Raw genomic sequence first — 18,678 nt, forward strand, 5'->3', positions numbered from 1 at the left:
CACCATTCGCGTTGATCTGCAGTATCACGTCACTTTGCGCCCGCCGGGACCTACTGATTCCCCGCGCGCCCCACTTTTGAAAGGACATGTCATGGACGGCACGTTCAACGAAAACGATCTTTCCCGCGTCGTCGAAGCCGACCGCGCCCACCTCTGGCATCACCTGATCCAGCACAAGCCGTTTGAGACCAACGATCCCCGTATCATTGTCGAAGGCAAAGGCATGCGCGTGTGGGACCAAAAGGGCAAAGAGCACCTGGATGCCGTATCAGGCGGTGTCTGGACCGTGAACGTGGGCTATGGCCGCGAATCTATCTGTAAGGCGGTTTATGACCAGCTGATGAAGCTGTGCTACTTCGCCAACACCGCAGGCTCGATCCCCGGTTCGAATTTCGCGGAAATGCTGATCGACAAGATGCCGGGCATGAGCCGCGTGTACTACACCAATTCAGGTTCTGAGGCGAACGAGAAGGCGTTCAAGATGATCCGCCAGATCGCGCACAAGAAATATGGCGGCAAGAAAACCAAAATCCTGTACCGTGACCGCGACTATCACGGCTCCACCCTGGCGACCATGTCGGCAGGTGGTCAGGACGAGCGCACCGCGCAGTACGGTCCCTTTGCACCCGATTTCGTGCGCGTGCCTCATTGCATGGAGTACCGCAAGCACGAGCTGGACGGCGCACCGGAAGAGAACTTTGGCGAATGGGCTGCAGATCAGATCGAAGAGGTCATCCTGCGCGAAGGCCCCGACACTGTTGGTGCCCTGTGCCTTGAGCCCGTGACCGCAGGCGGTGGCGTCATCGAAGCGCCTGAAGGCTATTGGCCCCGCGTGCAAGAGATCTGCAAGAAATACGACATCCTGCTGCACATTGACGAGGTTGTCTGCGGCGTAGGTCGGACCGGCACGTGGTTCGGCTACCAGCAGTACGGCATCAAGCCGGACTTCGTGACCATGGCCAAGGGCGTTGCCTCGGGTTATGCCGCGATCGCCTGCATGGTCACCACCGAGGAAGTCTTTGACATGTTCAAAGACGACGCGGCAGACCCGATGAACTATTTCCGTGATATCTCGACCTTTGGCGGCTGCACTGCCGGTCCGGCGGCAGCGGTTGAAAACATGCGCATCATTCAGGATGAAAACCTGCTGCAGAACTGCGTGGACATGGGTGATCGCATGATGGGCAACCTGCAGGCGCTGATGGAAAAGCACAAAGTCATCGGCGACGTGCGCGGCAAGGGCCTGTTCCTTGGCGCCGAGCTAGTAACCGATCGGACCACTAAGGATCCGATGGACGAAAAGCGCGTTCAGGCCGTTGTCGCAGATTGTATGGCGCAGGGCGTCATCATCGGTGCCACCAACCGCTCGATCCCCAGCCGCAACAACACGCTGTGCTTCTCGCCAGCGCTGATTGCAACAGCGGACGATATCGACCAGATCACCGACGCCGTCGACGGCGCGCTGGGACGTGTGTTCGGCTGATCCGACCACTGTAGTATTGCTAAAACAGATGAAACCCGCCAGCTTTTGGCGGGTTTCTTTTTATGTGGACATCGGCCAAGTTTATGAGCTGATGCCAAGGATACTCGGTTTGCATTCAAGGGGCAGGTAAGAGCCCGAAGATGACATTGGTTTTCTTTCCGCCTAGCTTGCAGGTCATGCATTAGTTGGAGGGATTACTATGTCGACGCCAGAAAGCAGGCTCGAAGAATTGGGCTTGAAATTACCTGCGCCTACCAAGTTACCGGATGGCCTGCACATACCCTTCGAATTTGTTAATGTCAGAGGTGACCGAGCCTTTTTCTCTGGTCACCCAAAAAACGCAATGGATGGTAGTCTGGCCGGGCCCTTTGGAGTTGTCGGAGCCGAAATTACTACGGATCAAGCGTATGCTGAGGCCCGCGAAGTGGCACTAACGGTACTGGCTAACCTGAAAGCAGAAATAGGCGAGCTATCAAGAATTGTTGGATGGGTCCGCGTCTTTGGTATGGTGACATCTGCGCCCGGATACTCGGATCAACATGTTGTGGTAAATGGCTTTAGCGATTTGATAATTGAGGTGTTCGGCCCAGACATCGGTCGCCATGCGCGTTCTGCTATCGGTGTGTCTGGACTACCGCTCGGTTTCGCAATGGAAATTGAGGGCGAAGTCATGATCTCTGCCTGACAGGCCTGCGACGGCTTAGTCCGCCCTGCAGTCATTGATCATGTGTCAAAGTAAACATACCCGCCACCGAACACACGCGCCCGGATGACAGCGGCACGTCGGACGCTCGGCTTCACCGTATCAGCTACCGGCGAGGGCGCGGAGAGCTTAGATTACTCACCAAAATTCGGATAGATAAACCCGTTCACCGGGTACGAACTGCCGTAACTGCCCGGCCGGCTTTCAACCCGAACAAGCGTCCAATCATTGTTTTTGGACACGTCCCTCACGCCCATCTGCAACGACACCTTATTCCGGAGCCAGTTTGCGTGGTTCACAATGACTTCCCGCTCGGTGACAATATCGGACACGACAGCCACATGTCCCAGGGGCATCCCTCTGGTGGCCCGAAACGACATCACCGCACCGACCTCCGGTTCATTACCCCGGTCAAATCCATTGCGGGCCTTGCCCCACCAATCCTTGGCGTTGCCACGAATTTCGATGCCGCTGAGGTTGCGTGCGTAGGGCACGCACCACACCCTTTGTCCCAGCGCATGTTTTCTTGAGACCTCTTGCAACGCCATGGCCTGACGTTCGGGATCCAAGTCCACCTCATTCGGATTCTTAGCACAGGCCGAGATCAGACTGAAAAGTCCCAAAACAACGGCAATTCGCGCGACGCCGGGCAGGCGCGACCAGATCGTATCGGTATTGCGTGCGTTGTACTGCAAGAAGGTTCTTTGCCGGTGTGAGTGGTGAAGCAGTTTTAATAATATCTTTAGGAAAAAGAAAAGAGCCCAACTGCTCCCCGGCAGAATATTGCCAGTTCCTGCGCCACATTCCGACCGTCGGCCGAACGTGCGGTCACTTATGCAACAGGTTTCCTCACTGTGTCGTCCCTGGGATTCCTGGCAGGCCAAGAGACCGGCACAAGGTCATCGGACACATGAACGCCAACCCCTCATGATGGTCGACGATCAAGCATCCGCTGGACAGTCGGGTTAGGCAGAATTACTTTGACCGCAACCCAATCCAACAGGAGGTTTGTATCGGATGTCCAAGACACTCTCGATCGCGGCAACTTCAATTCTGTTTTTGTCAACAGCGGCCTATGCGCAAGAACAATGCGCTGCTGGCAAAACGCTGACAGACGGCAAATTCACCATCGCAACGGGCAACCCGGCCTACTATCCGTGGGTGATCGATGACGCGCCAGAAAGCGGCGAAGGGTTCGAGGCTGCTGTGGCTTACGCCGTCGCCGAAGAAATGGGGTTCGCGGCCGATGATGTGGTCTGGGTCCGATCCTCGTTCGATGAGGCGATCCAACCCGGCGCCAAGGAATTTGACGTCAACATGCAGCAATACTCGATCACGCCCGAACGGGATCAGGTGGTCGATTTCTCTACCCCTTACTACACCGCCCCGATGGCAGTTCTGGTCAGCCCCAATTCGACCGACACTGCCCCGACGCTTGAAGCGCTGAAAGGTTTGCAATGGGGGGCCGTTGGCTCGACCACGGCGGTGCCAAAACTGGCCAGCATCATCCAACCTGACAGTGATCCGCTGCTTTATGGTGACAATGCTGACGTTAACGCCGCCATGTCGGCCAACCAGATCGATGCGGCCCTGTTCGACCTGCCCACCGCCCTGTTCCTGAGCGCAGTGATGATCGAAGGCTCAAAGGTCATCGGTCAGTTCCCGGCGGATGAAAATGATAATCCGGATCATTTCGGCATGTTGATGGAAGAAGGCAACCCGCTGAAAGCCTGCGTGGACGAGGCGCTGGCGGCACTGGCAGCTAACGGCAAACTGGCCGAGATCGAGGCCGTATGGCTGCAGGACACCACTGGTGTCCCTCTGATCAAGTAACATGGCAGATCATAAGGCGGCGGGGATGACCCGCCGCGAACGGTACGAGGCCCACCAACGACGCAGGTCGTTGGTGATCGCCACGATTAGCACGGTCACTGTTGTGGCCGCGATCTACTTTCTGGTGCCGCTGGCTCCGGGCTGGTCGAAGGTTCAGCAGAGCTTTTTTAACGGCGAGACGCTTGTCAAAACCTTCCCGAAACTGCTTGAGGCGTTTCGGATCAACGTGATGATCTTTTTGTGGTCCGCACCGGCGATCGCCGTGCTTGGCCTGTTGATTGCCTTGGCGCGGGATGCCAAATCGCCCGCCCTGTTTCCGCTGCGCATCTTTGGCGCGGCGTTCACCGACATTTTCCGCGGCGTGCCTGTGATCCTGACGGTCTATCTGATCGGCTTCGGTATTCCGGGGCTGGGCCTGCCGCGCCCGTGGAATTCACCTTATATCTGGGGTTCGCTGGCGCTGATCCTGACCTATTCGGCCTATGTGGCTGAAATCTTCCGCTCGGGCATCGACAGCGTCCACCACAGCCAGCGCGCCGCCGCATTATCGCTGGGTTTGTCGGAACGGCAGGTGATGCGCGACGTGGTGTTGCCGCAGGCGATCCGCAACGTGGTGCCCTCACAGATGAACATGCTGATTGCGCTGCAAAAGGATGTCTCTCTGCTCAGCTTCATCGGCCCGGTCGAAATCTTCCGTCAGGCCGGAGTGTTCAAGTCGCTGCTGGCGAATTTCACTCCCTATGTGGGCGCGGCGATCATCTTCCTGATCGTCACCATCCCCGCCACACGCTACGCCGATCACCTGATGGCCCGCCAAATGCGAGAGAGGCGCTGATGCCCAAACTGGAACTTCAGAGCGTGGTGAAACGCTTTGGCGACCGCACGGTCTGTGACGGGATTAATCTCACCGTTGATGAGGGCCAAATGGTTTGCTTGATCGGCGCATCCGGGTCGGGCAAGTCGACTCTGCTGCGTTGTATCAACCTGCTGGAACCCATCGAAGACGGCGCGATCTTTCTGGATGGCGAGGATATCTCAATCCCCGGTCTGAACCCGCAATCGGTGCGTGCCCGGATCGGGATCGTGTTCCAAAGCTTCAACCTGTTTCCGCATATGACCGCGCTTGAGAATGTCATGCTCGCGCCCCGCCGGGTGCGTGGGCTGACGCGCGCTGAATTGCAGCCCGAGGTCGAAGCGCTGTTCGCCCGGTTCGGGTTGGCCGACCGGATGCACAACTATCCTGACCAATTGTCGGGCGGTCAGCAGCAGCGCGTCGCCATCGTGCGCGCCTTGGCCATGCAGCCTGAGGTCATGCTGTTTGATGAGATCACCTCGGCCCTCGACCCTCAACTTGTGGGCGAGGTGCTGGATGTTCTGCTGATGCTTAAGAAACAGGGCATGACGATGGTGATGGCCACGCATGAAATGGGCTTTGCCCGCGAGGCCGCCGACAAGATCTGTTTCCTCGACAGCGGTCGGATCATCGAAGAAGGCCCGCCCGAAGCGGTGTTTGACCACCCTTCGCACCAGACCACACAGGCGTTTCTGGCACGGGCGTTGAAGTAAGCGCCCGGCTCTGAATCCCTGACGATCTGGCCCTCAAGGACTCGACTCTTTGAGGGTCAAGAACATATAAGAACAAATGTAGAACATTTGGGGGTTTTATATGTTCGGCGGGATGCAGCGCCGCATCGTTTCACTCTGGTTTCCCCGGCTGGCAAGTGACCGGGCTTTGCGTGTGCGCCCGGTCGATGGGCCGTTTGTTCTGACGCTGAAACAGAACAATGCAAACCGGGTGTATTGCCTGAATGTACAGGCCCAGCGGCAGGGCCTGCACAGCGGCATGCCCTATTCCGATGCCCGCGCCTTTTGCCCCGATCTGCAAAGCCATCCTGCCGACCCGCAAGGGGATCAGCGGTTTCTGCACGCCCTGCGCCGCTGGGCCACGCGCTATTGCCCCTGGGTCGGGCTGGAAGGTGAGGACGGGCTGGTTCTGGACATCACCGGATCGGCTCATCTGGCGGGCGGGGAAGAGATGATGCTGACCGACATGCGCAGGCGTCTGGCCCGGGCCGGGCTGACGGTGCAGATCGGTCTGGCCCCGACACGCGGCGCGGCCTGGGCCTTGGCACATTATGGCGAGGGGGTCGCAACCCAAGATACGCTGAAGGCCATCCGCGCCCTGCCGGTGGCAGCGCTGCGGCTGGATGAGGATACCTCGGTCGCGCTGCAACGGTTGGGCCTGCGCCGGATTGGCGAACTGGCGCAAACCCCGCGCGCGCCGCTGACACGCCGCTTTGGCCCCGAGGTACTGATGCGGCTGGATCAGGCGTTGGGGGATCAGCCCGAACAGATTACCCCGTTGGCCGATCCGCCCCATTACGGCGTGCGCATGACCCTGCCCGAGCCCATTGGGCTGTTGTCCGACATGATGGCCGGGGCGGAACGGCTGCTGGAACGGCTCTGCGACAAGCTGAAAGCGCAGGAAATGGGCGCGCGCAAGCTGTGCATCACCTTGCGCCGGGTGGATCAGGATCATCAGCAGGTCGAACTGCGGCTGGCCCGCCCCTTGCGTGATCCATATCGCATCCTGCCCCTGTTCGAGCGTGGACTGGCCGAGGTGGATGCAGGCTTTGGCGTCGATCAGCTGCGGCTGGAGGCCACGCTGGTGGAACCCCTGCCCGTGCGCCAGATCAGCCGCGCCGCAAGCCGGGGCAAGGATCAACTGGATGACCTGATCACCCGCATCGGCACCCGGATCGGGTTGGAACAGGTCCACCGCCTACTGCCCGCGCAAAGCCATATCCCCGAGCGCAGCTTCATCATCTCGCCCGCCGCCTATTCCGACCCTGCAGGGGGTTGGTGCGCCCTGCGCCCGCGCCCCCTGCAGCTGTTTCCGCCGGAACCCATCGCCGGATCGGGCCCGCACCCGCCGCGCCGCTTTCGCTGGCGGCGGATGTCGCTGACCACAGGCCGCTCAACCGGTCCCGAACGCATCTGCCCCGAATGGTGGCTGGAGGATGAGAACTGGCGCACAGGCTTGCGCGATTACTGGCAGGTTGAAACCCGGCAGGGGCGGCGATTGTGGCTGTATTACACGCCGCAGAATCCGGGATGGTTCGTGCATGGGGAATTCGCATGAGCAAACCGAACCCGCCCAGCTCACACGCGCAGGACCCCGGCTATGCCGAGTTGTGCGTGACCACCAATTTCACCTTCCTGACCGGAGCCTCGCACCCAGAAGAGCTGGTAACCCGCGCGGCAGAGCTGGGCCTGAAGGCCATCGCGATCACCGACCGGAACTCACTGGCCGGGGTGGTCCGGGGCTGGAGCGCATTGAAAGAACTGCGGCGCGAGGCGGAAGGCGCAGTTCAAATCCGCTCGCAACACCGGCTCGATTCCTCATCCCGGCAAGAGGTCGGGCATGTGCAGCCGATCGACAAACCGGACGTACCCGCCCTGCCCAAGTTGATCGTCGGCTGCCGTCTGGTTCTGCGCGACAGCGCGGTGCACTGGCTGGCCCTGCCCCGCGACCGCGCCGCCTATCAGCGACTGACCCGGCTGCTGACGCGGGGCAAACGACGGGCCGAGAAAGGCGACTGTCATCTGGATCTGCAGGACATGCTGGCGTCCTGTCAGGGGATGATCCTGATCGCGCTGCCTCAGGCAGGGTTGAAACAGGCCATCCCCGACATTCAGACCGTCCGGCGGCAGTTTCCCAATGCGGTCTTTCTGGGGGCGGTGCCGCGTTATGACGGCAGTGACCGGGCCTATCTGACGGCCTGTGCGCAGGCGGCGCTGCGGGCCTCGGCCCCCATGGTGGCGGTAGGCGATGTGCTGATGCACCGTGGCAACCGCCGCCAACTGGCCGATGTGCTGACCTGCATGCGCGAACACATCACGATTGACCAGATCGGCACCCGCGCCCTGCCCAATGCCGAGCGGCGGCTGAAAGGCTACGCGGATATGGCCCGGCTGTTTCAGGATCACCCCGGCGCGCTGCGCCGCACGCTGGAAATCGCCGACCGCTGCAGCTTTGACCTGAGCGAGCTGTCTTACGAATACCCAGACGAGATCGCCAGTTCTGAGACCCCGCTGGCGCGACTGGAACGTCTGGCGCGCGAGGGGTTGAAACGGCGCTATCCCGATGGCCCGACCGAGAAGGCCATCAGTCTGATGAAAAAGGAACTGGCCCTGGTCGCCGATCTGGATTTCCCAGCCTATTTCCTGACCGTGCATGACATTGTGCAATTCGCCCGCTCGCAAGGCATTCTGTGCCAGGGGCGTGGATCAGCCGCCAATTCGATCCTGTGCTATCTGCTGGGCATCACCGATGTCAGCCCCGACATGATCGCCATGGTGTTCGAGCGTTTTGTCTCGAAATACCGGGGCGAGCCGCCGGATATCGATGTGGATTTCGAACACGAGCGGCGCGAAGAGGTGATCCAGTGGATTTATGAGAAATATGGCCGCCACCGCGCGGGCCTCTGTGCCACGGTCATCCATTTCCGATCCCGCGCGGCAATCCGCGAGGTGGGCAAGGTGATGGGCCTGTCTCAGGACGTCACCGCAGGTCTGTCCGGCCAGATCTGGGGGATGAGCAATGGCGGCGTTGATGCCGAGAGGTTGCAGGAACTGGGCCTCGACCTCAAAGACCGACGCCTGATGCAGACGGTTCGCCTGATTGGCGAGATCATCGGCTTCCCCCGCCACCTGTCGCAGCATGTGGGCGGGTTTGTCATCACCAAGCAGCGGCTGGATGAGCTCTGCCCGATCGAAAACGCCGCGATGGAAGACCGCACCGTGATCGAGTGGGATAAGGACGATATCGACGCGCTTGGCATTCTGAAGGTGGATATACTGGGGCTGGGGATGCTCAGCTGTATCCGCAAGGCGTTTGACCTGATGCAGCAGCATGACGGCGTGACCCTCAGCATCGCCACCGTCCCGCAAGAGGATACGGCGACCTATGACATGCTGTGCGCCGCTGATGCGGTGGGTGTGTTTCAGGTCGAAAGCCGGGCACAGATGAATTTCCTGCCCCGGATGAGGCCGCGCGAATTCTACGATCTGGTGATTGAGGTCGCCATCGTCCGCCCCGGACCCATTCAGGGCGATATGGTGCAGCCCTATATCCGGCGGCGCAACGGGCTGGAAAAATCCGAACCCTTCGGCCCTGCCTTGGAAGAGGTGACGCGGCGCACGCTGGGCGTGCCGCTGTTTCAGGAACAGGCCCTGCAAATCGCCGTGGTTGGTGCAGGGTTTTCGGCGGAAGAGGCTGATCACCTGCGCCGCTCGCTGGCCTCATTCCGGCGCATGGGGACGATTGGCACCTATCGCGACAAGTTCATCGCGGGGATGCTGAACAACGGCTATACGCCCGAGGTCGCCGACCGCTGCTTTGGCCAGATCGAAGGCTTTGCCGATTACGGCTTTCCCGAAAGCCATGCGGCGGCTTTTGCGATGCTGGCCTATGTCTCGGCCTGGATGAAATGCCACCACCCGGCGATCTTTGCCTGCGCGCTACTGAACTCGCAGCCCATGGGGTTTTATGCCCCCGCCCAGATCGTGCGCGACGCGCGCGAGCATGGGGTCGAGATCCGCCCAGTCTGCGTAAACGCCTCGACCTGGGACAATCTGCTGGAACGTCGTGCTGACGGGGCGCTGGCCCTGCGGCTGGGCTTTCGCCAGATCAAAGGGTTCAAGCAGGAGGACGCGGATTGGATCGTGGCTGCGCGCGGCAATGGCTATCCGGACCCCGAAACGCTGTGGCTGCGGGCCGGGCTGCGCCCGGATGTTCTGACCCGTCTGGCCGAGGCGGATGCATTCTCCGGCATGGACCTGACCCGGCGCGACGCCCTGTGGCATGTCAAAGCCATTCGCAGCCGGACCGCCCTGCCGCTGTTCAATGACCCCATCGATGGCGAGAGCATCAGTGAGCCGCAGGTCAACCTGCCGGTGATGCATCTGGGCGAGGAGGTTGTCGAAGACTACGTCTCGACCCGCCTGACCCTGCGCTCGCACCCGATGGAGCTGTTGCGCCCGTCCCTGCCCGGCCTTGTGCCGCATGCCACGCTGCAGGACATCCCGCTGGGCCGCTACAGCGTCTGCGGGTTGGTGATTACGCGCCAGCGGCCGGGAACTGCCTCGGGCGTGATCTTTCTGACGCTTGAGGATGAAACCGGGGTCAGCAATGTGGTTGTCTGGCCCAAGGTCTATGAACGGTTTCGCCGCATCGTGATGGGCGGGCGGTTGCTGCAGGTTCGCGGGTATCTGCAGCGCGAGGGGATCGTCGTGCATCTGATCGCGCAGGAGATCACCGATATGTCGCATAAACTGTCCGAGCTTGGGCATCCGCTGGATGAGGCCATCGGCATCACCCAACCGCAAGCGGATGACACCCCGCGCCCCCGGCAGAACGGCCCAAGCGCCCGCCATCCGCGCGAACAGGCCAAGCGTCTGTTCCCAAGCCGGGATTTTCACTAGAACCCGCGCCAGCATAAGGCCAGTTTCAAAGAAACATCTGGCTAACGTGATCCGGTCACCTCTTTCCCTTGCCCTTGCCCGCAATATGTTGCACCACACACGGGTTCAAACCCGGTGAACGGGCCAAAGGATAAGGACAAGGCGCATGGCTGACGGATCGATCGACATCAACGCAAAACCCACCGAGGACATTTCGGTTCGCGAGGTGTTTGGCATTGACAGCGATATGGCAGTCAAAGGCTTTGCCGAACGCAGCGACCGCGTGCCGGTGATCGACCCGACCTACAAGTTCGATCCCGAAACCACGTTGGCGATTCTTGCGGGCTTTACCCATAACCGCCGGGTGATGATTCAGGGCTATCACGGCACCGGGAAATCGACCCATATCGAACAGGTTGCCGCCCGTCTGAACTGGCCTGCCGTGCGCGTGAACCTCGACAGCCATATCAGCCGGATCGACCTGATTGGTAAGGACGCGATCAAACTGCGCGACGGCAAGCAGGTCACTGAATTCCACGAAGGCATCCTGCCCTGGGCGCTGCGCAACCCCGTTGCCATCGTCTTCGACGAATACGACGCGGGCCGTGCGGATGTGATGTTCGTGATCCAACGCGTGCTGGAGCATGACGGCAAGCTGACCTTGCTGGACCAGAACGAGATCATCACACCGAACCCGAACTTCCGCCTGTTTGCGACCGCCAACACTGTGGGTCTGGGCGACACCACCGGCCTCTATCACGGTACACAGCAGATCAACCAGGCGCAGATGGACCGCTGGTCGCTGGTTTCGACGCTGAACTATCTCAGCCACGATGCCGAGACTATGATCGTTCTGTCGAAAGCGCCGCATTACAACACCGCCGAGGGCCGCAAGACCGTCAGCCAGATGGTCACCGTCGCCGACCTAACCCGGACCGCCTTCATGAACGGCGATCTGTCCACCGTGATGAGCCCCCGGACCGTGATCAACTGGGCCCAAAACGCAGAAATCTTCCGCAACATCGGCTATGCCTTCCGCCTGTCGTTCCTGAACAAATGTGACGAGCTAGAGCGCCAGACGGTTGCTGAGTTCTATCAGCGCTGTTTTGATGAGGAACTGCCGGAAAGCGCGGCGAGCGCGAGCTTGGGCTAAGCAATATGAATTGCGCCCTGCGGGGCGCAATGCCTCCGGCGGAGGTATTTTTGGCCAAATGAAGGGGGATCCGATTTCGCATTGATGCGGCGGGTCACTGCAACACAAAGGGCGATTGAACATGGTGCAGAAGAACGACAATCCTGCTGATCCGTTCAAGAAGGCTCTGGCCGAGGCTACTAAAGTTATGGCCGACGACCCCGAATTGTCGGTGAGCTACACTGTTGATCCATCGGGCCTGTCGGGCGAGTCGATGCGTTTGCCGCAGGTCTCACGCCGGATGACGCGCGAAGAGGTTCTGTTGGCGCGCGGGACGGCAGACGCATTAGCTTTACAACGCAAATATCATGATGACGCGACCCATGCGCGATATGCCCCTCCGGGTGATATGGCACGGGATCTTTATGAGGCGATGGAGACCGCCCGGTGCGAGGCGATGGGTGCGCGGGACATGCCCGGCACCGCGTCGAATATCGACGTCAAGATCGGGCATGAGGCGATCCGGCGCGGCTATGATCAGTGCAAACAGCCTGCGGATGCGCCATTGGCTGTGGCGGCGGGCTATCTGATCCGGCATCTGGCCACGGGCCGCGACATGCCGCCTGCCGCCGAGAATGTCATGAACCTGTGGCGCGGATTTATCGAGGAACAGGCCGGCGGGACGCTGGAAAATCTTGACGAAATCCTCTCAGACCAGGCCGAATTTGCCAAATTCGCCCGACAGATGATCAAAGATCTGGGTTACGGCGATCAGCTGGGTGATGACCCGGATGAACTGGACGACGAGCAGGAAGATCAGGCCGAGGATGACGCTGAAGAACAGCCCGATCCCGACAGCACCGGGCAGGATGATCAGGACGAACAAGACGCCGACGCGACGCCTGAACAAACTCAGGAAGAACAGCAGGACCAGTCTCAGGCTCAGGTCTCGATGGACGAGATGGCCGAGGATGAGATGGGCGATGAGGCTGAAATGCCCGAGGGCGAGGCTCCGCTAGAACCGCCTGCCCCGCCACCTGCGTCCGAGGCGGACCCGGATTACAAGGTCTATCTGAACACCCACGACGAAGAGATCGCAGCTGAAGATTTGGCGGAACCGGCAGAGCTGGAGCGCCTACGTGCGTATCTGGATCAGCAGTTGGAGCCGCTGAAAGGTGCGGTCAGCCGTCTCGCCAACAAGCTGCAGCGTCGCTTGCAGGCACAGCAGAACCGGTCTTGGGAGTTCGACCGCGAGGAAGGCATTCTGGATGCCGGACGTTTGGCGCGCGTCGTGGCCAACCCGACCACGCCGCTAAGCTTCAAGGTCGAAAAAGATACCGAATTCCGCGATACAGTGGTGACGCTGCTTCTGGACAATTCCGGCTCGATGCGGGGCCGTCCGATCTCGATTGCCGCGATCTGTGCAGATGTCCTGGCGCGGACGCTGGAACGTTGCAACGTCAAGGTCGAGATTCTGGGCTTTACCACCCGGGCCTGGAAAGGCGGTCAGGCGCGCGAGGCGTGGCTGAACGATGGCCGCCCGCAACAACCGGGGCGACTGAACGATCTGCGCCACATCATCTACAAAGGCGCCGATGCCCCATGGCGTCGCGCGCGACCCAATCTGGGTCTGATGATGAAAGAGGGCCTGCTGAAGGAAAACATCGACGGTGAGGCGTTGGAATGGGCGCATCGCCGGATGCTCGCGCGGCGTGAGGCCCGCAAGATCCTGATGGTGATCTCGGACGGCGCGCCGGTGGATGATTCCACGCTTAGCGTGAACCCGGCAAACTATCTGGAAAAGCACCTGCGCGACGTGATCGCCATGGTCGAAAAACGCAAGATGGTAGAACTACTGGCCATCGGCATCGGCCACGACGTGACGCGCTATTATGACCGCGCCGTCACGATCACCGATGTCGAGCAGCTTGCAGGTGCTATGACCGAGCAGTTGGCCGCACTGTTCGACAGCGACCCGCGCGCCCGCGCGCGCGTGATGGGGATGAAGCGGGCCAGTTGACGGCCCTGCTTCGACAGTGCAGACTTAGTGCCATCCAAGCCAGTTTTTGCACCGCTGAAGGCGACTTTGCTTATGGTGGCGCAACGGATAGCGCATAAGCGCTATATCGAAGGGCAGGAACATCATTCGTTCTCCTGTTTATCTGCTTGGATAGTGTCCCAACCCTGCCCGGCCTGCTTGTAGCTGGTCCTGAGATACGCCCTAGAAACCCTTGAGATTGTTGTTGAACCTTGTCGTTCCGCGAGAAACGGAGTGTATTTGCCCCATGCGCTATGAGTTTGCAGACTGTATTCTGGATGTGGATCGACACGTCCTGACCCGCCGGGGTGAGCCCGTCGCAATCGAACCTCAGGTATTCGATCTGTTGGTCCTCTTGGCCCAGCACCCAGGTAAGCTGGTGCCCCGGGACGAGATCATCGCGCGGGTATGGAGTGGCCGCTTTGTCTCGGATTCCACCATCAGCGCACGAATTGCAGCGGCGCGTAAAGCAGTCGGCGACGATGGCAAAGCGCAACGGATCATTCGGACAGTCGTACGGCGCGGGTTGCAAATGGCGGCGGATGTGACCTGCGACGCCGACACCAGTTCAGGCGTAGAAAACCATACGCAACGGCTGCATTACGCGCGCGGTGCGAAGGGCCGCGCTGTTCCATACACGCTTTCCGGTGATGGGTTGCCGGTGCTGCGCATCGGTTCGGTCGTGCACGATCTGGAGGCGGAATGGCGCATCCCGTCCGAGCGTACCCGGTTACAGGACATGGCAAACCGTTTCCGCCTGTTACGCTACAACAAGGACAATGACGTCAGCTCAAACATCGATCATCAGGCGGTGTATGACCGCAGAATAGAAGAAATCCTGACCGTCGTGAATGCAGCGGGGTTTGACCGCTTTTCCATTCTCGGTGAAATGGGCGGCACCTTCCCTGCCCTACACTTCGCCGCAAGGCACCCCGAGCGGATTGACAAGCTGATTATCTCCGGCGGATGGGCAGAAGGGCGAGATTACCGGGAAGATACCAAACAACCCGACTCGATCCGGTCACTGATCGCGGAAGGCTGGAACAAGCCGGGCAGCGGCTATGCTATGGGCGCTGAATTCAGCTATTTTCCCGAAGGTCCGCTGGATAGCGTTCGGCACATGGTGAATGAATTGCAGACACTTTATTCAAGCGAGGAAAGACTTCACTACCGTGACATCGCCAATAGCACCTCGGTGCTGCAACTTCTTCCGATGGTGCAATGCCCCACGCTGGTTCTGCACGGGCGGCACACAGCCGTTCACCCCCTGTCCGAGGCGCGCAAACTGGCGGCTGGAATCCCCAATGCCTCGCTTGTGATCCTTGAGACCGGCAACCAGATACCATTGCCTGGAAATGAGGCCTACAACCCGTATATCCAGGCCATTCAACGCTTTCTTGAGACAGAAGAATAGTGTGCGCCGGGGCGCTGGACATTTCCTACCGCAGGCCGCAGGTTTGCGCGCAGCAAGACTGACGAATGAGGCCGCCCATGTTCCAGAGTTTCGAAGTGACCGCACGCCCCGAGCAAGGCCCACCACGACTGGCCGCTTTGCGGGACGAGCTGGCGCGCGAAGGCCTGCAGGGCTTCCTGATCCCGCGTGCGGATGCGCATCAGGGTGAATATGTGGCCCCTCGGGATGAAAGGCTGGCCTGGCTTACCGGATTCACCGGTTCTGCGGGGTTTTGCGCGGCGCTCACGGACATTGCCGGGGTTTTCATCGACGGGCGCTATCGCACTCAGGTAAAGGCCCAGGTCGCACAGGATTACACGCCGGTCCCATGGCCAGATGTCAGCCTGAGCGCCTGGTTGAAAGAGCAATTGCCAAATGGCGGCAAAGTCGGGTTTGATCCGTGGCTCCACGCTGCAGGACAGATTTCGTCTGCACAGAAAGAGCTTGAAGGCAGCGGCGTCGAACTGGTGCGCTGTGATAACCTTGTAGACCGAATTTGGGCGGATCAACCCGACCCTCCGATGAATCCTGTCAGGGCACATCCGATTGAATTTGCAGGTGAAAGCGCCGAGAGCAAAATCAAGCGCCTCGCGAGTGACCTGCAGAGCGCAGATCGTGCGGCAGCGGTGATCACCTTGCCGGATTCGATCATGTGGCTGTTGAACATTCGCGGCGCGGACATCGCATACAACCCTGTGGCCCATGGCTTTGCCATCCTGCACGGTGATGGGCGGGTGGATCTGTTCTTGGCCGCTACCAAACTGACCGGGATCGGGGATCATCTGGGCCCGCAGGTCACCCAACACCAACCCGACGCGTTCCTGACAGCGGTTGAGGCACTTGAAGGCAAGGTACAGGTCGATCCGGGAACGGTTCCGCAGATCGTAGCGGATGCGTTGGGGGACCGTATGGTCGATGGCGGCGATCCCTGCGCCCTGCCCAAAGCCCGCAAGAACCCGGCCGAAATCGCAGGCACGGCCGAGGCACATCTGCGAGATGCCGCAGCGGTGATCGAACTGCTGTGTTGGCTGGACGCGCGGAAGCCCGGCACCCTGACCGAGACACAGGTAGTAACGCGGCTGGAAGAAAGCCGCCGCCGGGACAACGCGCTGCAGGATATCTCATTCGACACCATCGCGGGCACCGGGCCGAACGGGGCCATCATGCATTATCGCGTGACCGAGGAAACCGACAGCAGGCTGGAAAACGGTCACCTGCTGGTGCTGGACAGCGGTGGGCAATATCTGGACGGCACCACCGATATCACCCGCACAATTGCAATCGGCGATGTTGGGAATGAGGAAAAGGCCTGCTTTACACGCGTCCTCAAAGGCATGATCGCCATGTCGATGCTACGCTGGCCTGTTGGCTTGGCAGGACGCGATATCGAATGCGTAGCGCGGCTGCCGCTGTGGCTGTCTGGGCAGGATTTCAACCATGGGGTCGGTCATGGGGTCGGTACCTATCTCAGCGTGCATGAGGGCCCTCAGCGCCTGTCTCGGGTCAGCCATGTCCCGCTTGAGCCGGGTATGATCCTGTCGAACGAGCCGGGATATTACCGCGAGGGTGCTTTTGGCATCCGGCTTGAGAACCTTGTCGTAGTGGAAGAGGCCCCAAACCTGCCCAACGGTGACGACGAACGCGCCATGCTGAACTGGCGTACGCTGACTTATGTCCCAATCGACAGGCGTTTGATTGTAGTCGATATGCTGACACGAGAGGAACGTGCTTGGCTGAACGCCTATCACCGCGACGTGGCGGAAAAAGTCCGGCCAAGGCTGGGCGACGCCGCTCAACTGTGGTTGGATGCCGCAACCGCACCGGTCTGACACCGGATTGTTACATAGTTTGGGCAGAGGAGAAGCCCTGACACGACGAGGGAAGGAACAGGAATGACAGACACCATCACGATCCGCAAAGCACCGGGCAAATGGAGCGTCCGCTCAGGCGGCGCGATTTTGGGTGAAACCAACAACGCGCTGGAACTTCTGGAAGGCGACAAAGACCCGGTTATCTACTTCCCGCGTGCGGACATTGCGATGGCCTTTCTGGATCGGACCAACAAAGTCACCCAATGCGCAGGCAAGGGAGACGCCACGCATTTCTCGATCGTAAACAAATCCTCAGTCACCGAAAACGCCGCTTGGAGTTATGAAAACCCGATCGACGCGGTGGCCGAAATCAAGGATCACTTGGCCTTTTATCCCGCAGACTCGATCAAGGTGGAACAACTCTGATCCAAGTATCCGTGCAGGACCGGATCGATCTGCAAAACGGCGAAAATCCTCAGAACCTGCCCTGTCCACAATGTTGCGAGGTGACCATGACAAAGCGTCTATTGAATTCCGCAGGCCCGATTGCGGCCCTGACGATGGCCTTTTCAATGGCCCTGCCCGCCGCAAGCTCTGCCAACACCGGTCTGGCCAATCCCGCGGCAACATATTGCATCGCGCAAGGCGGGCTCTACGGTATACATGACGGCCCGGACGGTCAGAGCGGTATCTGCCAATTGCCCGACGGCACCCGGATCGATGCCTGGACCTATTTTCGCGAACACCATGCGGGCACGGATGGCAGCAAGCCGGTCGGCCTTGCAAATCCCGCCGCCGTGTACTGTGGCTCAATTGGAGGCGAATATGACCTGACCACGTCTCGCTGCGCACTGAGCGACGGTACGTCCGCCGATGCATGGGAACTGTACCGCAAGGCACATGGAAAAACGCATCAGGTGGTGAACCCAGCAGCAGCCTACTGCCTTGAGATCGGCGGCAGCTACAAGATCAAAGACACTGGTTCGGGTCAGGTGGGTATATGCACCAAGCCGGACGGCACCTCGCAGGACGCATGGGCCCTGTTCCGTGCGGAAAATCCCGAGTGATCCGATCCGGTAATCAAGCCCGACATCCACACCCAAAATGAACCTGAAGCCCCGATTGAGCCGCAGTTTATCGACGATCAGAGCGCGTGTTGGTGACCGTTTTGCGACAGCCTGATCGCGTCCATTAAGTCGCCTTGGCTAATTTTCAGGTTTTCCTGGACGGAAGCACATCATCTGGCTGTAGATTTCACTAGGATTTGCCTTCCTCGCTTTCGATGAAGGGTTCGAGATTCACGAAAGTCTGGACAGGGCATTTCACCGCTTTTTCGGGATTGCACAAACCAGCCTGACCGACCGGATCGACGACATACCTGATCTCCGGATTTGCCCTTCAGACCGCATCCTTGGTGCTCGATGCCGTTACAAATGACAACGCCTTGTTTCTGTGAGTCGATATCCCCGGGGCCAATGTTCTTGATGTAAAACTACCCCTTCGCGCGCTTGAAGAAGTTGCAAAGTTGATGCCCGAGGTGGAGTTCCTTGCCTGTTTCGTTCAGGTTCTTCGATAGGTCAAAACGACCTCTGATCAGCCATTCGATGCAATCTCTGCACCGGCGGCCGAGAAAGCCTGCCAATAAACACACACCCGCCTCGAAACAGTAAGTCGCAACATAGGTTTCAGAACCACCCGCGCCGCGATTGCAGTAGCCCTGGACGATCTGCTGTTCTAGTGTCGCGCAGCGACCAGACATA

Annotated in this window: 14 protein-coding genes; 13 read left to right on the top strand and 1 reads right to left on the bottom strand. The window is 59.8% G+C overall.

What is annotated here, in order from left to right; all coding sequences use genetic code 11:
- Positions 1-91 precede the first annotated feature (91 nt).
- Together ACR0A1_RS10725 and ACR0A1_RS10730 are read left to right on the top strand one after the other, a co-directional pair.
- The gene (locus tag ACR0A1_RS10725; protein ID WP_170392687.1) at positions 92-1,483 is read left to right on the top strand and encodes an aminotransferase class III-fold pyridoxal phosphate-dependent enzyme; all 1,392 of its coding nucleotides are present in this window, start codon (positions 92-94) and stop codon (positions 1,481-1,483) included.
- A 199-nt stretch (positions 1,484-1,682) separates the two neighbouring features.
- Positions 1,683-2,168, top strand: coding sequence for a RidA family protein (locus ACR0A1_RS10730; protein ID WP_170392688.1), 486 nt, complete (start codon positions 1,683-1,685; stop codon positions 2,166-2,168).
- A 152-nt stretch (positions 2,169-2,320) separates the two neighbouring features.
- Here the strand turns inward: ACR0A1_RS10730 and ACR0A1_RS10735 are convergent, their stop codons facing one another.
- The gene (locus ACR0A1_RS10735) at positions 2,321-2,881 is read right to left on the bottom strand and encodes a CHAP domain-containing protein (protein WP_170392689.1); all 561 of its coding nucleotides are present in this window, start codon (positions 2,879-2,881) and stop codon (positions 2,321-2,323) included.
- Between the two features lie 322 nt (positions 2,882-3,203).
- On the opposite strand from ACR0A1_RS10735, the gene ACR0A1_RS10740 reads away from it, so the two are divergent.
- The 11 genes from ACR0A1_RS10740 (at position 3,204) to ACR0A1_RS10790 (ending at position 17,985) form a co-directional block, all read left to right on the top strand.
- Positions 3,204-4,019, top strand: a complete 816-nt coding sequence (locus tag ACR0A1_RS10740) for an ABC transporter substrate-binding protein (protein ID WP_170402438.1) — start codon at positions 3,204-3,206, stop codon at positions 4,017-4,019.
- Between the two features lies 1 nt (position 4,020).
- On the top strand, positions 4,021-4,854 hold the full coding sequence (locus ACR0A1_RS10745) for an amino acid ABC transporter permease (protein WP_010437538.1): 834 nt from the start codon (positions 4,021-4,023) through the stop codon (positions 4,852-4,854).
- A complete protein-coding gene (locus tag ACR0A1_RS10750; protein WP_480867415.1) occupies positions 4,854-5,585 on the top strand; it encodes an amino acid ABC transporter ATP-binding protein in 732 nt (243 codons plus the stop codon). Before ACR0A1_RS10745 ends, ACR0A1_RS10750 begins: the two co-directional genes overlap by 1 nt.
- A 100-nt stretch (positions 5,586-5,685) precedes the next feature.
- The gene (locus ACR0A1_RS10755) at positions 5,686-7,161 is read left to right on the top strand and encodes a Y-family DNA polymerase (protein WP_480867417.1); all 1,476 of its coding nucleotides are present in this window, start codon (positions 5,686-5,688) and stop codon (positions 7,159-7,161) included.
- Positions 7,158-10,505, top strand: a complete 3,348-nt coding sequence (locus ACR0A1_RS10760) for an error-prone DNA polymerase (RefSeq protein WP_480867419.1) — start codon at positions 7,158-7,160, stop codon at positions 10,503-10,505. The genes ACR0A1_RS10755 and ACR0A1_RS10760 overlap by 4 nt, the downstream gene beginning before the upstream one ends.
- Positions 10,506-10,650: 145 nt before the next feature.
- Complete coding sequence (cobS, locus tag ACR0A1_RS10765) at positions 10,651-11,637, top strand: cobaltochelatase subunit CobS (protein ID WP_010437533.1); 987 nt, start codon at positions 10,651-10,653, stop codon at positions 11,635-11,637.
- A gap of 121 nt (positions 11,638-11,758) precedes the next feature.
- Entirely contained in the window at positions 11,759-13,636 is a 1,878-nt protein-coding gene (cobT, locus tag ACR0A1_RS10770) for a cobaltochelatase subunit CobT (RefSeq protein WP_170513326.1), read from the top strand.
- 265 nt (positions 13,637-13,901) lie between these two features.
- Positions 13,902-15,068 carry an alpha/beta hydrolase gene (locus tag ACR0A1_RS10775; RefSeq protein WP_480867421.1) on the top strand — a complete coding sequence of 389 codons (1,167 nt, stop codon included), beginning with the start codon at positions 13,902-13,904 and terminating at the stop codon, positions 15,066-15,068.
- Positions 15,069-15,145: 77 nt separating this feature from the next.
- Positions 15,146-16,936, top strand: coding sequence for an aminopeptidase P family protein (locus ACR0A1_RS10780; protein ID WP_480867423.1), 1,791 nt, complete (start codon positions 15,146-15,148; stop codon positions 16,934-16,936).
- Positions 16,937-16,999: 63 nt separating this feature from the next.
- Entirely contained in the window at positions 17,000-17,344 is a 345-nt protein-coding gene (locus ACR0A1_RS10785) for a DUF427 domain-containing protein (protein WP_170392698.1), read from the top strand.
- 86 nt (positions 17,345-17,430) lie between these two features.
- Positions 17,431-17,985 (top strand): DUF333 domain-containing protein, encoded by a 555-nt coding sequence (locus ACR0A1_RS10790; RefSeq protein ID WP_480867426.1) that lies wholly within the window; start codon positions 17,431-17,433, stop codon positions 17,983-17,985.
- Positions 17,986-18,678 lie beyond the last annotated feature (693 nt).

It is taken from the genome of Ruegeria sp. D6, assembly GCF_056534365.1.